The following is a 14,900-nucleotide window of genomic DNA, read 5'->3' as shown; positions in this document are numbered from 1 at the left end:
GCGCAGCCATTCAGCCGCACCTGACCATGAAACCCGCACCGCTGCGCTGCGCGGGCGGAGAAGCGAACAAGGAGATGCAGTGAGCGTCACGGCAGCCAAGGGATTCCAGGCGGCGGGCATCGCCGCCGGGATCAAGGAGAACGGCAACCCGGACCTGGCCCTCGTGGTCAACAGCGGGCCCCGCCTGGCCGCCGCGGGCGTCTTCACCTCCAACCGCGTGAAGGCCGCCCCCGTGCTGTGGTCCGAGCAGGTCCTCAAGGGCGGTCAGGTGGCGGCCGTCGTCCTCAATTCCGGTGGTGCCAACGCCTGCACCGGCCCCCAGGGCTTCCAGGACACGCACGCCACCGCCGAGAAGGCGGCCGAGGCCCTCGGGGTGAACGCGGCCGAGGTCGCCGTCGCCTCCACCGGCCTCATCGGCGTCACGCTCCCCATGGACAAGCTCCTGCCGGGCGTCGACGCGGCCGCGGCCGCCCTGTCCCCGCACGGCGGCGAGAAGGCCGCCATCGCCATCAAGACCACGGACAGCGTGCACAAGACGGCCGTGTTCGAGGGCGAGGGCTGGACCGTCGGCGGCATGGCCAAGGGCGCGGGCATGCTCGCCCCCGGCCTCGCCACCATGCTGGTCGTCCTCACCACGGACGCCGACCTGCCTGCCGCGGACCTGGACAAGGCGCTGCGCGAGGCGACCCGGCTCACCTTCGACCGGGTCGACTCCGACGGCTGTATGTCGACCAACGACACCGTGCTGCTCCTGGCCTCCGGTGCCGCGGAGGTCACGCCGGGGCAGGCGGAGTTCGCCGATGCCGTCCGCACGGTCTGCGACGACCTCGCCCGCCAGCTCATCGGCGACGCCGAGGGCGCGACCAAGGACATCCGTATCGAGGTCGTGAACGCCGCGAGCGAGGACGACGCCGTCGAGGTGGGCCGCTCCATCGCCCGCAACAACCTCCTGAAGTGCGCGCTCCACGGCGAGGACCCCAACTGGGGCCGCGTCCTGTCCGCCATCGGCACCACCGGTGCCGCCTTCGAGCCCGACCGGCTGAACGTCGCCATCAACGACGTGTGGGTCTGCAAGAACGGCTCGGTGGGCGAGGACCGCGACCTCGTCGACATGCGCTACCGCGAGGTGAAGATCACCGCCGACCTGGCCGCGGGCACCGAGTCCGCCGTCATCTGGGCCAACGACCTCACCGCCGACTACGTCCACGAGAACAGCGCCTACTCGTCCTGAGCCCGGCGGGACCACCCGGTCCCGCCCCGGGCGGCCCGTCCTGAACCCAAGGACCCTGAACACCCCATGAGCACCCGCAAGCACACCGCTCTGCCCAAGGCGCAGATCCTCATCGAGGCACTGCCCTGGCTGACCCGGCACCGCGGCAAGACCGTCGTCATCAAGTTCGGCGGCAACGCCATGGTGGACGCCGAACTGAAGGCGGCCTTCGCCCAGGACGTCGTCTTCCTGCACCACGCGGGCCTGCGCCCCGTCGTGGTGCACGGCGGCGGCCCGCAGATCAGCGCCCAGCTCGACAAACAGGGCCTGGTCAGCGAGTTCAAGGCGGGTCTGCGCGTCACGACGCCCGAGGCCATGGACGTCGTCCGCATGGTCCTCGCCGGGCAGGTGCAGCGGGAGCTGGTGGGCCTCCTCAACGAGCACGGCCCGCTGGCCGTGGGCCTGACCGGCGAGGACGCGCACACCATCACCGCGACCCGGCACCGCCCGCTGATCGGCGGCGAGCCGGTCGACATCGGACGGGTCGGCGAGGTCACCGACATCGACACCGGGGCCATCGAGGCGCTGCTCGCCGACGGCCGCATCCCGGTGGTCTCCTCCATCGCCCGCTCCCAGGACGAAGGTGACACGGGGCATGTCTACAACGTCAATGCTGATACGGCGGCTGCGGCACTCGCTGCGGCGCTTGGTGCCGAGACGCTGATGGTCCTCACCGACGTGGAGGGCCTCTACGAGGACTGGCCCCGCAGCGACGAGGTCATCAGCCGCCTCACCGCCGCCGAGCTGGAGAAGCTGCTTCCCGACCTGTCCAGCGGCATGGTGCCCAAGATGGAGGGCTGTCTGCACGCGGTACGCAACGGTGTGCAGACGGCCCGCGTCATCGACGGGCGCGTCCAGCACTCGATCCTGCTCGAGATTTTCACGGATGAAGGAATCGGCACGATGGTCGTGCCCGACGAGCTGACCAAGGGAGCCACGGCATGACCGCCGCCACCCCGTCCACCGACTCCAACCAGGCCCTGACCGCCCGCTGGCAGGGCGCGCTCATGGACAACTACGGCACCCCCCGCCTGCCCCTGGTGCGCGGCGCGGGCAGCAGGCTCTGGGACGCGGACGGCAAGGAGTACGTCGACTTCGTCGGCGGCATCGCGGTGAACGCGCTCGGCCACGGGCACCCGGCCGTGGTGGAGGCCGTGTCCCGGCAGATCGCCGCGCTCGGCCACGTCTCGAACCTCTTCGTCGCCGAGCCGCCCGTCGCGCTCGCCGAGCGGCTGCTCCAGCTCTTCGGCCGCGACGGCCGCGTGTTCTTCTGCAACTCCGGCGCGGAGGCCAACGAGGGCGCCTTCAAGATCGGCCGGCTCACGGGCCGCCCGCACATGGTCGCCACCGACGGCGGCTTCCACGGCCGCACGATGGGCGCGCTCGCCCTCACCGGCCAGCCAGGCAAGCAGCAGCCGTTCCTGCCGCTGCCCGGGGACGTGACGCACGTACCGTACGGAGACGTCGACGCGCTGCGCGCCGCGGTCACCGAGGACACCGCCTTCGTGATCGTCGAGCCGGTCCAGGGCGAGAACGGCGTCGTCGTGCCGCCCACCGGATATCTGCGCGCGGCCCGCGAGATCACCCGCGCCACCGGCACCCTCCTCGTCCTGGACGAGGTGCAGACCGGAATCGGCCGCATGGGCCACTGGTTCGCGCACTTCGCGGAGGAGGACGTGCTCCCCGACGTCGTCACTCTCGCCAAGGGTCTCGGCGGCGGCCTGCCGCTCGGTGCCACCGTCGCCTTCGGCGAGGCCGCGGCCCTGCTGCGGCCGGGCCACCACGGCACGACCTTCGGCGGCAACCCCGTCGCCTGCGCCGCCGGGCTCGCCGTGCTCGACACCATCTCCGCCGAGGGGCTGCTCGACCACACCAAGCGCGCGGGCGAACGGCTCCGGGACGGAATCGAGTCAGCGGGGCACGGCATGGTCGCCCATGTCAGGGGCACGGGCCTGCTGCTGGGTATGGTGCTCACCGAGCCGCTGGCCGCGCAGGTGCAGCGGGCGGCTCAGGACGCCGGCTTCCTGGTCAACGCGCCCGCCCCCGATGTCGTACGGCTCATGCCCGCCCTGAACGTGGGCGACGTCGAGGTGGACGCCTTCCTCCGGGCCCTGCCCGGTGTCCTCGACCAGGCCGCGGCCGCGGCGAACGGGGACGGACGATCCGGAGAATGAGACGACGATGAGCCATGCGCAGCGCAACGAGCGAGGGGAGTCCGCCGGGCCCGCGGTGCCGCAGACCCGTACCGCACGGCACCGCAGGATCGTCGACATCCTCAACCGGCAGCCGGTGCGCTCGCAGAGCCAGCTGGCGAAGCTCCTCGCCGACGACGGCCTGAGCGTCACCCAGGCGACCCTCTCCCGCGACCTCGACGAGCTGAACGCCGTCAAGATCCGCAACGCCGAGGGCGACCTCATCTACGCCGTGCCGAGCGAGGGCGGCTTCCGCACTCCGCGGGCCCCGCTCGGCGAGTCGGCGAAGGAGGAGCGGATGCGGCGCCTCTCCGGCGAGCTGCTCATCTCCGCCGAGGCCTCCGCCAACCTCGTGGTGCTGCGCACCCCGCCCGGGGCCGCCCAGTTCCTCGCCTCGGCGATCGACCAGGCCGAGCTGCACGACATCCTGGGCACGATCGCGGGCGACGACACGGTGATGCTTATCAGCAGGGATGCGACGGGGGGCCAGGCCCTGGCTGATCACCTGCTGCGGCTGGCCTCGAACGAACACTGAGGCTGGCCCCTGGCCTTGGACCGGCTCGATCGGCCTGCGGCCTCGTCCTCAATCGCCGGACGGGCTTTAATCCCTTCGCTGCGTTCTTCCTCTGCGGGCCATCCACGCCGCCACCAGTGAGCCCGACACGTTGTGCCAGACCGAGAAGATCGCGGCGGGGAGCGCCGCGAGCGGGCTGAAGTGGGCGGTGGCCAGGGACGCGGCCAGGCCCGAGTTCTGCATGCCCACCTCGAAGGCCATCGCGCGTGACGCGGGCGCCCCGAGCCGGGCCAGGCGGCCCGCGCCGTAGCCGAGGGCGAGGCCGAGCCCGTTGTGCAGCACCACCGCGAGCAGGACGAGCGCGGCGGCCGACTTGATGGCCGCCGCGCTGCCCGCGACCACCACCGCCACGATGACGGCGATGGTGGCGGCGGACAGCCACGGCAGCGCGCCCAGCGCCCGGTCCACGTACCGGCCGATGAACAGCCGCACCAGCAGGCCCGCGACGACGGGCAGCAGCACCGTCTTGAGGATGTCCGTCACCATCGAGCCCGCGTCCACCGGCAGGTACTCGCCCGCGAGCAGCAGCGTCAGCGGCGGGGTGACGAGCGGCGCGACCATCGTGGAGACGGTGGCGACGGACACCGAGAGGGCGACGTCGCCGCGCGCCAGATACGTCACGACGTTCGACGCGGTGCCGCTGGGCGCGCAGCCGACGAGGATCACCCCGGCCGCCAGCTGCGGTGACAGGTCGAGCGCGTGGGCGACGAGCCAGCCAAGGCCCGGCATGATCACGTAGTGCGCTACGAGGCCGAGCGCCACGGCCCAGGGGCGGCGCGCGACCCCCTGGAAGTCCGCCGGGGTCATCGTCAGACCCATGCAGAACATCACCACGCCGAGCAGATACGGCACGCTCGGCTTCCAGTCCGCGAAGGCGTCAGGCGCCGCGAGTCCGACGGCGCCCGCGGCGAGCACCAGGACGGGGAAGACGGTGACGGCCCGGCGCGCGGCCCGGTCGGCGCCGCCCGGGGGCTCGACGTCCGTCGCCGAGCCGGGGGTTGTCTGTTCGTTCCGCACCCGGTGATGCAACGTCCAGAGCCCGCGGGGCGCAACCCCGTCTCGATATGTGGTCACTACACGCGTCCCGGCGGGGGGCGAGGCGTGACCTGCCCGTCCGGCGGGAGTTGTGCGGAGTGGCGTGCCACTCTCCAGGTAGCGGATTGACGAAACATGCGGAGCAATGCATACTCATGCATATCAGTGAATGCACTGAGCGAGCGGAATGCACTGTGAGGAGAAACCCGTGACCGAGCGCGTCGTACTCGCCTACTCGGGCGGCCTGGACACCTCCGTCGCCATCGGCTGGATCGCCGAGGAGACGGGCGCCGAGGTCATCGCCGTCGCCGTGGACGTCGGCCAGGGCGGCGAGGACCTGGACGTCATCCGCAAGCGCGCGCTCGCCTGCGGTGCCGTCGAGGCCGAGGTCGCGGACGCCAAGGACGAGTTCGCCGACGAGTACTGCCTCCCGGCGATCAAGGCCAACGCCCTCTACATGGACCGGTATCCGCTGGTCTCCGCCCTGTCCCGGCCGACCATCGTCAAGCACCTCGTGGCGGCGGCGAACAAGCACGGCGCCGGCATCGTCGCCCACGGCTGCACCGGCAAGGGCAACGACCAGGTGCGGTTCGAGGCCGGCATCCAGGCGCTCGGCCCGGACCTGAAGTGCATCGCCCCCGTGCGGGACTACGCGATGACGCGGGACAAGGCCATCGCCTTCTGCGAGGACAAGGGCCTGCCGATCGCGACCAGCAAGAAGTCCCCGTACTCCATCGACCAGAACGTCTTCGGGCGGGCCGTCGAGACGGGCTTCCTGGAGGACATCTGGAACGCCCCGATCGAGGACGTCTACGAGTACACCTCCAACCCCGCGACGCCGCGCGAGGCCGACGAGGTCGTCCTCACCTTCAAGGAGGGCGTCCCGGTCGCCATCGACGGCAGGCCCGTCACGGTCCTCCAGGCGATCCAGCAGCTCAACGAGCGGGCGGGCGCCCAGGGAATCGGCCGGATCGACATGGTCGAGGACCGGCTCGTCGGCATCAAGTCCCGTGAGGTGTACGAGGCCCCGGGCGCGATCGCGCTGATCACCGCCCACCAGGAGCTGGAGAACGTCACGGTCGAGCGGGAGCTGGCCCGCTACAAGCGGCAGGTCGAGCAGCGCTGGGGCGAGCTGGTCTACGACGGCCTGTGGTTCTCCCCGCTCAAGCGGGCCCTGGACGGCTTCATCAACGAGGCCAACCAGCACGTCAGCGGCGACATCCGGATGACCCTGCACGGCGGCCGGGCCGTCGTCACCGGCCGGAGGTCCGAGCAGTCGCTCTACGACTTCAACCTCGCGACGTACGACACGGGTGACACCTTCGACCAGTCGAAGGCCCAGGGCTTCATCGACATCTTCGCCCTGTCGTCGAAGATCGCCGCGAAGCGCGACCTGGCCTGAGGCCCCGAGCAGCAGCCGCGAGGTCCGCCTCCCCGAAGCGCACGGCGCGGGGGAGGCGGACGCGCATCACCCCCTCATCAAGGAGCATGTGCAGTGAGCAGCAAAAGCGGTGACGTCCGGCTCTGGGGCGGACGGTTCGCCGACGGTCCGGCAGAGGCCCTGGCCAAGCTTTCGGCCTCGGTGCACTTCGACTGGCGCCTGGCGCCGTACGACATCGCCGGTTCCCGCGCCCACGCGCGCGTGCTGCACACCGCGGGGCTGCTCACCGCGGACGAGCTGACCCGTATGCTCGCGGGCCTCGACCAGCTCGAAGCCGACGTCGCCGACGGCTCGTTCACCGGCACCATCGCCGACGAGGACGTGCACACCGCCCTGGAGCGCGGCCTCCTCGAGCGGCTCGGCCCCGACCTCGGCGGCAAGCTGCGCGCGGGCCGGTCCCGCAACGACCAGGTGGTCACGCTCTTCCGGATGTACCTGCGCGACCACGCCCGGATCATCGGCGGACTGATCACCGACCTCCAGGAGGCGCTGATCGGCCTCGCCGAGGCCCACCCGGACGTCGCCATGCCGGGCCGCACCCACCTCCAGCACGCCCAGCCGGTGCTCTTCGCCCACCACGTCCTCGCGCACGCGCAGTCCCTGGCGCGCGACGCCGAGCGGCTGCGGCAGTGGGACGAGCGTGCCGCGGTGTCGGCGTACGGGTCCGGGGCCCTGGCCGGGCAGTCCCTCGGCCTCGACCCGCAGGCGGTCGCCCAGGACCTCGGCTTCGAGGGCGGCTCCGCCGCCAACTCCATCGACGGCACGGCCTCGCGTGACTTCGTCGCCGAGTTCGCCTTCATCACCGCAATGATTGGCGTGAACCTCTCCCGGATCGCCGAGGAGGTCATCATCTGGAACACGAAGGAATTCTCCTTCGTCACGCTCCACGACGCCTTCTCCACCGGCTCCTCGATCATGCCGCAGAAGAAGAACCCGGACATCGCCGAGCTGGCCCGGGGCAAGTCCGGCCGCCTCATCGGCAACCTCACGGGCCTGCTTGCCACCCTCAAGGCACTCCCGCTCGCGTACAACCGCGACCTCCAGGAGGACAAGGAGCCCGTCTTCGACTCCTGCGACCAGCTGGAGGTCCTGCTGCCCGCCTTCACCGGCATGATGACGACCCTTACGGTCCACCGCGAGCGCATGGAGGAGCTGGCCCCCGCGGGCTTCTCGCTCGCCACGGACATCGCCGAGTGGCTGGTCAAGCAGGGCGTGCCGTTCCGCGTCGCGCACGAGGTCGCGGGCGAGTGCGTCAAGGAGTGCGAGGCGCACGGCATCGAACTCGACCAGCTCACCGACGAGCAGTTCGCGAAGATCTCCCCGCACCTGACCCCGGAGGTCCGCACCGTCCTGAACGTGCCGGGCGCCCTCGCCTCCCGCGACGGCCGCGGCGGCACCGCCCCCTCGGCGGTGGCCGCCCAGCTCGCCGAGCTGAAGACGGACGTGGCCGCCCAGCGCCGGTGGGCCACGGCCCGCACCGCGTAGCGCCGCCGGGCGCCCCGCGAGGCCCCGCGCCCCCGCCGAGGGTTACGTTGAACGGCAGGGGAGTACGCGACCCGCGTACTCCCCTGGACGCGTCACACCCTCGAAGCGTGGAGCCCGACATGCCCTTCGCCCGCCTGGCCGAAGTCACCACCCCGACCGCCCACATCGGCCTCGGCCTGGCCGCCGTCGGCAGGCCCGGCTACATCACCCTGGGCCGCGAGGCCGACCTGCCGCCGTCCCGCACCGTCGAGGCCCTGCGCGAGCGCGCGTTCGAACTCCTCGACGCCGCCTACGCGCTCGGCGTGCGGTACGTCGACGCCGCCCGCTCCTACGGCCGCTCCGAGGAGTTCCTCGCCGGCTGGCTCGCGGCCCGTCCCGGCATCGACGACGTCGTCGTCGGCAGCAAGTGGGGCTACACCTACACGGCCGACTGGCGCACCGACGCCGCCGCGCACGAGATCAAGGACCACAGCGTCACCGCGTACGACCGCCAGCGCGCCGAGACCGCCGCGCTGCTCGGCGAGCGGCTCGACCTCTACCAGATCCACTCGGTCACGCCCGAGAGCCCCGCGCTCACCGACAAGGAGCTGCACGCCCGGCTCGCCGACCTCGCCGCCGGCGGCGTCACCGTCGGCCTGTCCGTGAGCGGCCCCGAGCAGGCCGCCGCGATCCGCGCCGCCCTGGACGTGACCGTCGGCGGCGAGCGGCTCTTCCGCACCGTCCAGGCGACCTACAACGCCTTGGAGACCTCGGCCGCCCCCGCGCTCGCCGAAGCCCACGACGCGGGCCTGACCGTCCTGGTCAAGGAGGGCATGGCCAACGGCCGCCTGGCGGGGGAGCACGCCCCCGCCGCCCTGCGCGCCGTCGCCGAGCGGACCGGCCTCGGCTGCGACGCGGTCGCCCTCGCCCTGGTGCTGCGCCAGCCCTGGGCAGGTGTCGTGCTCTCCGGCGCCGCCACCTCCGTGCAGCTCGTGTCGAACCTGCACGCCACGGCCGTCGACCTGGACGCGGCGGACCTGGAGCGCGTCGCTGCCCTCGCCGAGGAGCCCGCCGCGTACTGGAGCACGCGGGCCGCGCTGCCCTGGCACTGAGAGACCACCGCTCAGGCCCCTCCGTAAGACCCGTACGCCTCTCGTGAGACAAGAATGTCTCATGCGGGCTATGCTTGTCTCATGTCTGTCGACCGAGATCAGGTGCTGCGCGGTGCCGCCGCCCTGCTCACCCGCAAGGGCTCCGCGACCATGGACGAGGTCGCGAAGGCCGCCGGGGTCAGCCGGGCCACCCTGCACCGCCACTTCGCAGGCCGGGACGCGCTCGTCCGCGCGCTCGAAGACCTCGGCCTGAGGGAGTGCGAGCTGGCCCTGGACGCCGCCCGGCTGGAGGAGGGCGGCGCCGCGGACGCGCTGCGGCGCCTGGTCAAGGAGCTACAGCCCGCCGCGGGCCTGCTCGCCTTCCTCGTCACGGAGAACGCGCTGTTCGAGGGCGAGACCCAGCACGAGGGCTGGTCCCGGATCGACACCCGCGTGGCCGAGCTGTTCCGGCGCGGTCAGGAGAGCGGCGAGTTCCGCATCGACCTGACCCCGGTCTGGCTCACCGAGGCCCTGTACGGCCTCGTCAGCTCCGGCGCCTGGGCCGTCCTCGACGGCCGCGTCGCCGCCAAGGACTTCAGCTACATGATCGCCGAGCTGCTCATCGGCGGAGCACGACGGAGAGTGGAACCATGACCAGGACCGTACAGCGCACCCCGGCGGCCGAGGTGGCCCGCCCGCCCGGCCGGTGGCTCGCCCTGGCCGTGCTCGCCCTCGCCGTCCTCCTCGTCGCCGTGGACGCGACCGTCCTCGGCCTCGCGACGCCGTACATCAGCGAGGACCTCAAGCCGTCCGGCACCCAGCTCCTGTGGATCGGTGACGTCTACTCGTTCGTCATCGCCGGACTGCTGGTGTCCATGGGCAGCCTCGGCGATCGCATCGGCCGCAAGAAGCTGCTGCTCGTCGGAGCCGTCGCCTTCGGCGCGGTGTCCGTGCTCAACTCCTACGCCACCACGCCGGAGCTGATGATCCTGGCCCGGGCCCTGCTCGGTGTCGCGGGTGCCACGCTGATGCCGTCGACGCTCGCGCTGATCCGGAACATCTTCCACGACCCGCGCGAGCGCAGCATCGCCGTCGGTGTGTGGGGCGCGATGGCCTCGGCGGGCGCGGCGATCGGCCCGGTCGTCGGCGGCTTCCTGCTCGAACACTTCTGGTGGGGCTCGGTCTTCCTCATCAACCTGCCCGTGATGGCCGTGCTGGTCCTCGTCGGCATCAAGATGCTCCCCGAGTCGAAGAACCCCTCGCCGGGCCCCTGGGACCTGATCAGCGTCGCCCTGTCGCTCATCGGCATGATCGCCGTGGTGTACGCGGTCAAGGAGGCGGCGGCGGGCGGCGCGGGCTGGGAGGTGCTCGCCGCGGGCGTCATCGGTGTCGCGGCACTCACCTGGTTCGTCCGGCGGCAGCTCACCCTTCAGGCGCCGCTGCTCGACATGCGCCTTTTCCGCAACCGTGGCTTCTCCGCCGCCGTCCTCGCCGACCTGCTGACCATCCTCGGCCTGTCCGGCCTGGTCTTCTTCCTGTCGCAGTTCCTGCAACTCGTGCAGGGCAGGCGGCCGTTCGAAGCGGGCCTCGCCGAGCTGCCCGCCGCGCTCGGCGCGGTGACGGCGGGTCTGATCGCGGGCCTGGTGGCGCGCCGCTTCTCGGTGCGCTCGGTGGTCGCGGGCGGGCTCGCCGCGGTGGGCCTCGCCCTCGCCTCGCTCACCACCCTGAGCCAGCACACGGGCTATCCGCTCCTGGGCGCCGCGCTCCTGGTGGTAGGCGTCGGCGCGGGCTTCGCCTTCACGGTGACCGCCGACGTGATCCTGTCCAGCGTGCCCAAGGAGCAGGCGGGCGCGGCCTCCGCGGTCTCGGAGACGGCGTACGAACTGGGCGCGGCCCTCGGCATCGCCCTGCTCGGCTCCATCGTCACGGGTGTCTACCGCGACTTCACGGCCCCGGCTGGCACCCCGGCCGACGCCGCGTCGGCCGCCCACGAATCCCTGGGCGGGGCCGTCGAGGCGAGCGCCGGCCTCCCGGAGCACACGGCGGGCCCCCTGGTGTCGGCTGCCCAGGAGGCCTTCGTCGACGGGCTGCGGGTCGCCGCCGGAGTCGGCGCCGCGGTGCTGCTCGCCACGGCGGTCGCGGCCTGGTTCCTGCTCAAGGGCCAGAAGCTGGAGGACGGCGTCGAGCATCCCTGACGCCGCCGATCGAGTGACGGCGAAGGGCCGCACCCCGCGCGGGGTGCGGCCCTTCGCCGTGTGCGGCCCTTCTCAGGCCGCCTTGGCCTTCGTGGCGTACATGTCCACGTACTCCTGCCCGGACAGGCGCATGACCTCCGTCATCACCGAGTCCGTCACCGCGCGCAGCACATAGCGGTCGCGGTCCATGCCGTCGTAGCGCGAGAACTCCATGGCCTCGCCGAAGCGGACCGTCACCCGGCCCGGACGCGGCAGGCCCTTGCCGCCCGGCTGCAGCTTGTCCGTGCCGATCATGGCGAACGGCACCACCGGCGCGCCCGTCATCAGCGTGAGCCGGGCGATGCCCGTGCGGCCGCGGTAGAGCCGGCCGTCGGGGGAGCGGGTGCCTTCCGGGTAGATGCCGAACATCTGGCCGTCGTCCAGGACCCGCTTGCCGGTCATCAGCGCGGCCACGCCGCCCCGGCCGCCGTCGCGGTCCACCGGGATCATGCCGACGCCGGTGAAGAACCAGGCCATCGCGCGGCCCTTGAGGCCCTTGCCCGTCACGTACTCGTCCTTGCCGATGAAGTAGACCGGCCGGTCGCAGACGACGGGCAGGATCATCGAGTCGATGAACGTGAGGTGGTTTCCGGCCAGGATGACCGGACCGGTCCCGGGGATGTTCTCGGCACCTTCTACCCGCGTGCGGAACGTCAGGCGCAAGATCGGTCCGAGCACTGCCTTCAGGAGCGCTAGACGGGACAACGGTTCCTCCGGTGTCAACGGGTCGACGGCAAGTCGCTGCAGGTGAGGACCATACTCGCGGGTCCCCGTTGAACGCACATCGGGTTCATGCGACCGATACGCAGAGTTGACCTGAGTTTGCGTGCCCCTTGCCCCACGAGGGTCCTACCACCACGACCGTATCGCCGTACGAACTGCGCCGCTTGTCCGAGTGGCCCTTCTCACGCTCCGCGCGGGCCCTTCCGGGGCCCGGACGGCTTGGAGCCCGCTGTTCGCCCGCGCCGGGCACGCGCGCCCCCGCGCCCCGCGCGACCGTCGGCCATCGCGCGTCACCCGTACGTTCGACCCCGGGTCTCCCGTACGTCACCTGCCGCCACCTACGATCGGTGCCGCTTTGTCAGGTGCAAGGCGGCACAAGGCAGTACAGGAATGAGGGAGCCCTCCATGGCGAACGAGGAATACGGCGCGACGGCCGAGCGGCGGACGGGGACGAGCCCGGGGCGGCGGGCGGTCCTGGGGGCCGCGGTCCTCGGGGCGGGCGCGGCCGTCGCGGGCGCGCCCGGGGTGGCGAGAGCCGAAGGTGGCCACGGCAAGGGGCACGGGCACGGCGGCGAGCTGCCGGTGCCCACGGTCATCGCGCACCGCGGCACGAGCGGCTACCGGCCCGAGCACACGCTCGGCTCGTACCAACTCGCCCTCGACATGGGCGCGGACGTCATCGAGCAGGACGTCGTGCCCACCAAGGACGGCCACCTCGTATGCCGTCACGAGAACGACATCACCGCGACCACGGACGTCGCCGCGCACCCGGAGTTCGCGGACCGCAAGACGACGAAGTCCGTGGACGGCGTCCAGCTCACCGGCTGGTTCACCGAGGACTTCACGCTCGCCGAGCTGAAGACGCTGCGCGCCAAGGAGCGCATCCCCGGCACCCGCCAGCGCAACACCCTTTACGACGGCCGCTGGGAGATCCCCACCCTGGAGGAGGTCCTGCGCTGGGCCGAGCGCGCGGGGCGCGAGCGCGGCCGGCGCGTCTGGCTGCACATCGAGACCAAGCACCCCACCTACTTCCGCAAGCTGGGCCTCGGTCTCGAAGAGCCCCTGGCCAAGCTCCTTCGCCGCTACCACCGGCACCGCAGGCACGCGCCGAACTTCCTGCAGTCCTTCGAGCCCAGCAGCATCCAGCGCCTTCGCAAGCTCGTCGACGCGCCCGGCGTGGTCCTGCTGTCGTCCGCGAACTCCCGCCCCTGGGACTTCGTCGAGGCGGGCGACCCGCGCACCGTCGCCGACCTCGTCAAGCCCGAGGGCCTGCGCTGGATGTCCTCGTTCGCCAAGGGCATCGGCCCGACCCTGGACCTGATCATCCCCAAGGGCCCCGACGGCAAGCTCCTGGAGCCGACCACGCTGGTGCGCGACGCGCACGCCGAGGACCTGATCCTGCACCCCTACACGATGCGCAACGAGAACACCTTCCTGCCCGCCGACTTCAAGAAAGGCACGGACCCCAGCGCGTACGGTGACGCGTTCGGCGCCTTCAAGAAGTACTTCGCCACGGGCATCGACGGGATCTTCTCCGACAACCCGGACACGGCGCTCCTCGCCGCCGCCGACTTCCGCGCCGGTGGTTCTGTCAACGAATGACGGGTGACTCCCGGTTGGGGTGAGCCGCGGCCGTTTCGGAAACCCGGAGCCGAAACGGCCGCGTCGTCGGGGGTATGACGCCCTCGCTCTCGCCCGACCTCGTCACCGCCCTGCGTCCGCTGCTCGCCGCGGAGGCCTCGGCGGAGGCGCACGGCTCCGGCGCCGAACCCGGCGACCTCGAGCAGGCCGTGTGGCTGCGCCTGCTCGAACACCTGGACGCCAAGGGGTCGCTCACCGACCCCGCCGGATGGCTGCGCACCGCCGTCCGCGACGAGGCCCACCGCAGCCGCCACGCCGCCCGCCGCGAGCGGCCCTACGTCACCGAACCGGCCGACGACCTCCAGGGCGGCCCCGAGCAGCGCGTGCTGCGGGCCGACCGGCACCGCATCCTGCGCGCGGCCGTGCGCAAGCTCCCCGGACGGTGTCCTCGGCTCCTGGCTGCACTTCTGTCGCCCAAGGACCTCACTTACCGTGAAATCGCAGGAGAGTTGGGAATGTCACAAGGATCTTTGGGGCCGGAACGTTCCCGATGCCTGGGATGCCTGCGCAGAATGCTGGCGCAAGAGGTTGCGACTCCTGGCCCGTGGGGAAAGGAGTGAGGGACAACCGGTGGAGCAGTTGAGCGGGAGGCATGCACACATGGGCATGAGCGTGACCATCTCGGAGGCGGCGGCCGACGACCAGGACGCCGCCGAGCAGATCCTCAAACTGCAGTACCTCTGCTACCAGAGCGAGGCCGAGCTGTACGGCGACTACTCGATCGAGCCCCTGACCCAGACCCTGGAGTCCCTCAAGGCGGAGCTGGCCGGGGGCACCGTCCTGGTCGCGCGGCTCGGCACCGAGGTCGTGGCCTCCGTGCGGGCCGGCGTCGACGAGGCGGGCACGGCCCGCGTCGGCAAGCTCGTCGTCCACCCGCGGATGCAGCGGCACGGCCTGGGCGGGCGGCTGCTCGACGCGATAGAGCGACGGCTCGGCGAGGGCGGCGCCGTCCGCCGCTTCGAGCTGTTCACCGGGCACCGCAGCGAGAGCAACCTCCAGCTCTACCGCAAGCACGGGTACGCGCCGGTGAGCACGCGGCGCGTGGACGAGCGGCTGACGGTGGTGACCCTGGCCAAGGAGGTGGCGGCGGAGGCCTACGCCGCCAGCGCCTAGGTGTATTGACCCGCAGGGTTGTTCACACGGCTGATGGGTGGGTGGCCGCCGAGTGCGGTGTGGCAGCGGTGGTGGTTGTAGGTGTGCAGGAAGTCTGTCAGAGCTGCTGTCCGCTCGGTGTT

Annotated in this window: 14 protein-coding genes and 1 pseudogene; 12 read left to right on the top strand and 3 right to left on the bottom strand. The window is 71.8% G+C overall.

Going from position 1 to position 14,900, the window contains the following annotated elements:
- Positions 1-79 precede the first annotated feature (79 nt).
- The 4 genes from argJ (at position 80) to AC07GB_RS30445 (ending at position 3,997) form a co-directional block, all read left to right on the top strand.
- Complete coding sequence (gene argJ / locus AC07GB_RS30460) at positions 80-1,231, top strand: bifunctional glutamate N-acetyltransferase/amino-acid acetyltransferase ArgJ (RefSeq protein ID WP_478851025.1); 1,152 nt, start codon at positions 80-82, stop codon at positions 1,229-1,231.
- Positions 1,232-1,297: 66 nt separating this feature from the next.
- Positions 1,298-2,215, top strand: a complete 918-nt coding sequence (argB, locus tag AC07GB_RS30455; protein ID WP_478851023.1) for an acetylglutamate kinase — start codon at positions 1,298-1,300, stop codon at positions 2,213-2,215.
- Positions 2,212-3,444, top strand: a complete 1,233-nt coding sequence (locus AC07GB_RS30450) for an acetylornithine transaminase (protein ID WP_478851021.1) — start codon at positions 2,212-2,214, stop codon at positions 3,442-3,444. Before argB ends, AC07GB_RS30450 begins: the two co-directional genes overlap by 4 nt.
- A 7-nt stretch (positions 3,445-3,451) precedes the next feature.
- Positions 3,452-3,997 carry an arginine repressor gene (locus AC07GB_RS30445; RefSeq protein WP_030680925.1) on the top strand — a complete coding sequence of 182 codons (546 nt, stop codon included), beginning with the start codon at positions 3,452-3,454 and terminating at the stop codon, positions 3,995-3,997.
- A gap of 66 nt (positions 3,998-4,063) precedes the next feature.
- Here the strand turns inward: AC07GB_RS30445 and AC07GB_RS30440 are convergent, their stop codons facing one another.
- Positions 4,064-5,053, bottom strand: a complete 990-nt coding sequence (locus AC07GB_RS30440) for a bile acid:sodium symporter family protein (protein WP_478851019.1) — start codon at positions 5,051-5,053, stop codon at positions 4,064-4,066.
- Between the two features lie 226 nt (positions 5,054-5,279).
- Between AC07GB_RS30440 and AC07GB_RS30435 the strand changes: the two genes are divergently transcribed.
- The 5 genes from AC07GB_RS30435 (at position 5,280) to AC07GB_RS30415 (ending at position 11,262) form a co-directional block, all read left to right on the top strand.
- Positions 5,280-6,473 carry an argininosuccinate synthase gene (locus AC07GB_RS30435; RefSeq protein ID WP_172385328.1) on the top strand — a complete coding sequence of 398 codons (1,194 nt, stop codon included), beginning with the start codon at positions 5,280-5,282 and terminating at the stop codon, positions 6,471-6,473.
- Positions 6,474-6,566: 93 nt separating this feature from the next.
- Complete coding sequence (gene argH, locus AC07GB_RS30430) at positions 6,567-7,997, top strand: argininosuccinate lyase (protein ID WP_478851017.1); 1,431 nt, start codon at positions 6,567-6,569, stop codon at positions 7,995-7,997.
- 119 nt (positions 7,998-8,116) lie between these two features.
- Positions 8,117-9,088, top strand: a complete 972-nt coding sequence (locus tag AC07GB_RS30425) for an aldo/keto reductase (RefSeq protein WP_478851196.1) — start codon at positions 8,117-8,119, stop codon at positions 9,086-9,088.
- Between the two features lie 81 nt (positions 9,089-9,169).
- Positions 9,170-9,721 carry a TetR/AcrR family transcriptional regulator gene (locus AC07GB_RS30420; RefSeq protein WP_478851015.1) on the top strand — a complete coding sequence of 184 codons (552 nt, stop codon included), beginning with the start codon at positions 9,170-9,172 and terminating at the stop codon, positions 9,719-9,721.
- Complete coding sequence (locus AC07GB_RS30415) at positions 9,718-11,262, top strand: MFS transporter (protein WP_478851013.1); 1,545 nt, start codon at positions 9,718-9,720, stop codon at positions 11,260-11,262. Before AC07GB_RS30420 ends, AC07GB_RS30415 begins: the two co-directional genes overlap by 4 nt.
- A gap of 72 nt (positions 11,263-11,334) precedes the next feature.
- Here AC07GB_RS30415 and AC07GB_RS30410 read toward each other — a convergent pair whose 3' ends face one another.
- The gene (locus AC07GB_RS30410) at positions 11,335-12,024 is read right to left on the bottom strand and encodes a lysophospholipid acyltransferase family protein (RefSeq protein WP_399622764.1); all 690 of its coding nucleotides are present in this window, start codon (positions 12,022-12,024) and stop codon (positions 11,335-11,337) included.
- Positions 12,025-12,429: 405 nt separating this feature from the next.
- Between AC07GB_RS30410 and AC07GB_RS30405 the strand changes: the two genes are divergently transcribed.
- From AC07GB_RS30405 to AC07GB_RS30395, 3 genes are all read left to right on the top strand, one after another.
- Positions 12,430-13,626 (top strand): glycerophosphodiester phosphodiesterase, encoded by a 1,197-nt coding sequence (locus AC07GB_RS30405; RefSeq protein ID WP_478851011.1) that lies wholly within the window; start codon positions 12,430-12,432, stop codon positions 13,624-13,626.
- A 74-nt stretch (positions 13,627-13,700) separates the two neighbouring features.
- The gene (locus AC07GB_RS30400; RefSeq protein WP_478851009.1) at positions 13,701-14,225 is read left to right on the top strand and encodes an RNA polymerase sigma factor; all 525 of its coding nucleotides are present in this window, start codon (positions 13,701-13,703) and stop codon (positions 14,223-14,225) included.
- Between the two features lie 40 nt (positions 14,226-14,265).
- Positions 14,266-14,778, top strand: coding sequence for a GNAT family N-acetyltransferase (locus AC07GB_RS30395; RefSeq protein ID WP_478851007.1), 513 nt, complete (start codon positions 14,266-14,268; stop codon positions 14,776-14,778).
- On the opposite strand, the pseudogene AC07GB_RS30390 reads toward AC07GB_RS30395, so the two are convergent.
- Positions 14,775-14,900, bottom strand: a pseudogene (locus AC07GB_RS30390) (IS481 family transposase); the annotation flags it as partial. The gene AC07GB_RS30395 and the pseudogene AC07GB_RS30390 overlap by 4 nt on opposite strands.

This window comes from Streptomyces sp. NPDC045778 (genome assembly GCF_056431945.1).
This window is presented reverse-complemented; position numbering and strand designations above follow the sequence as displayed.

What these genes read in the sequence shown, in the direction of transcription:
- AC07GB_RS30425 (WP_478851196.1), top strand. Translation starts at nt 8,117, where the DNA reads ATGCCCTTCGCCCGCCTGGCCGAAGTCACCACCCCGACCGCCCACATC.
- AC07GB_RS30405 (WP_478851011.1), top strand. Translation starts at nt 12,430, where the DNA reads ATGGCGAACGAGGAATACGGCGCGACGGCCGAGCGGCGGACGGGGACG.
- AC07GB_RS30445 (WP_030680925.1), top strand. Translation starts at nt 3,452, where the DNA reads ATGAGCCATGCGCAGCGCAACGAGCGAGGGGAGTCCGCCGGGCCCGCG.
- argB (WP_478851023.1), top strand. Translation starts at nt 1,298, where the DNA reads ATGAGCACCCGCAAGCACACCGCTCTGCCCAAGGCGCAGATCCTCATC.
- AC07GB_RS30450 (WP_478851021.1), top strand. Translation starts at nt 2,212, where the DNA reads ATGACCGCCGCCACCCCGTCCACCGACTCCAACCAGGCCCTGACCGCC.
- AC07GB_RS30395 (WP_478851007.1), top strand. Translation starts at nt 14,266, where the DNA reads ATGGGCATGAGCGTGACCATCTCGGAGGCGGCGGCCGACGACCAGGAC.
- AC07GB_RS30420 (WP_478851015.1), top strand. Translation starts at nt 9,170, where the DNA reads ATGTCTGTCGACCGAGATCAGGTGCTGCGCGGTGCCGCCGCCCTGCTC.
- AC07GB_RS30400 (WP_478851009.1), top strand. Translation starts at nt 13,701, where the DNA reads ATGACGCCCTCGCTCTCGCCCGACCTCGTCACCGCCCTGCGTCCGCTG.
- AC07GB_RS30415 (WP_478851013.1), top strand. Translation starts at nt 9,718, where the DNA reads ATGACCAGGACCGTACAGCGCACCCCGGCGGCCGAGGTGGCCCGCCCG.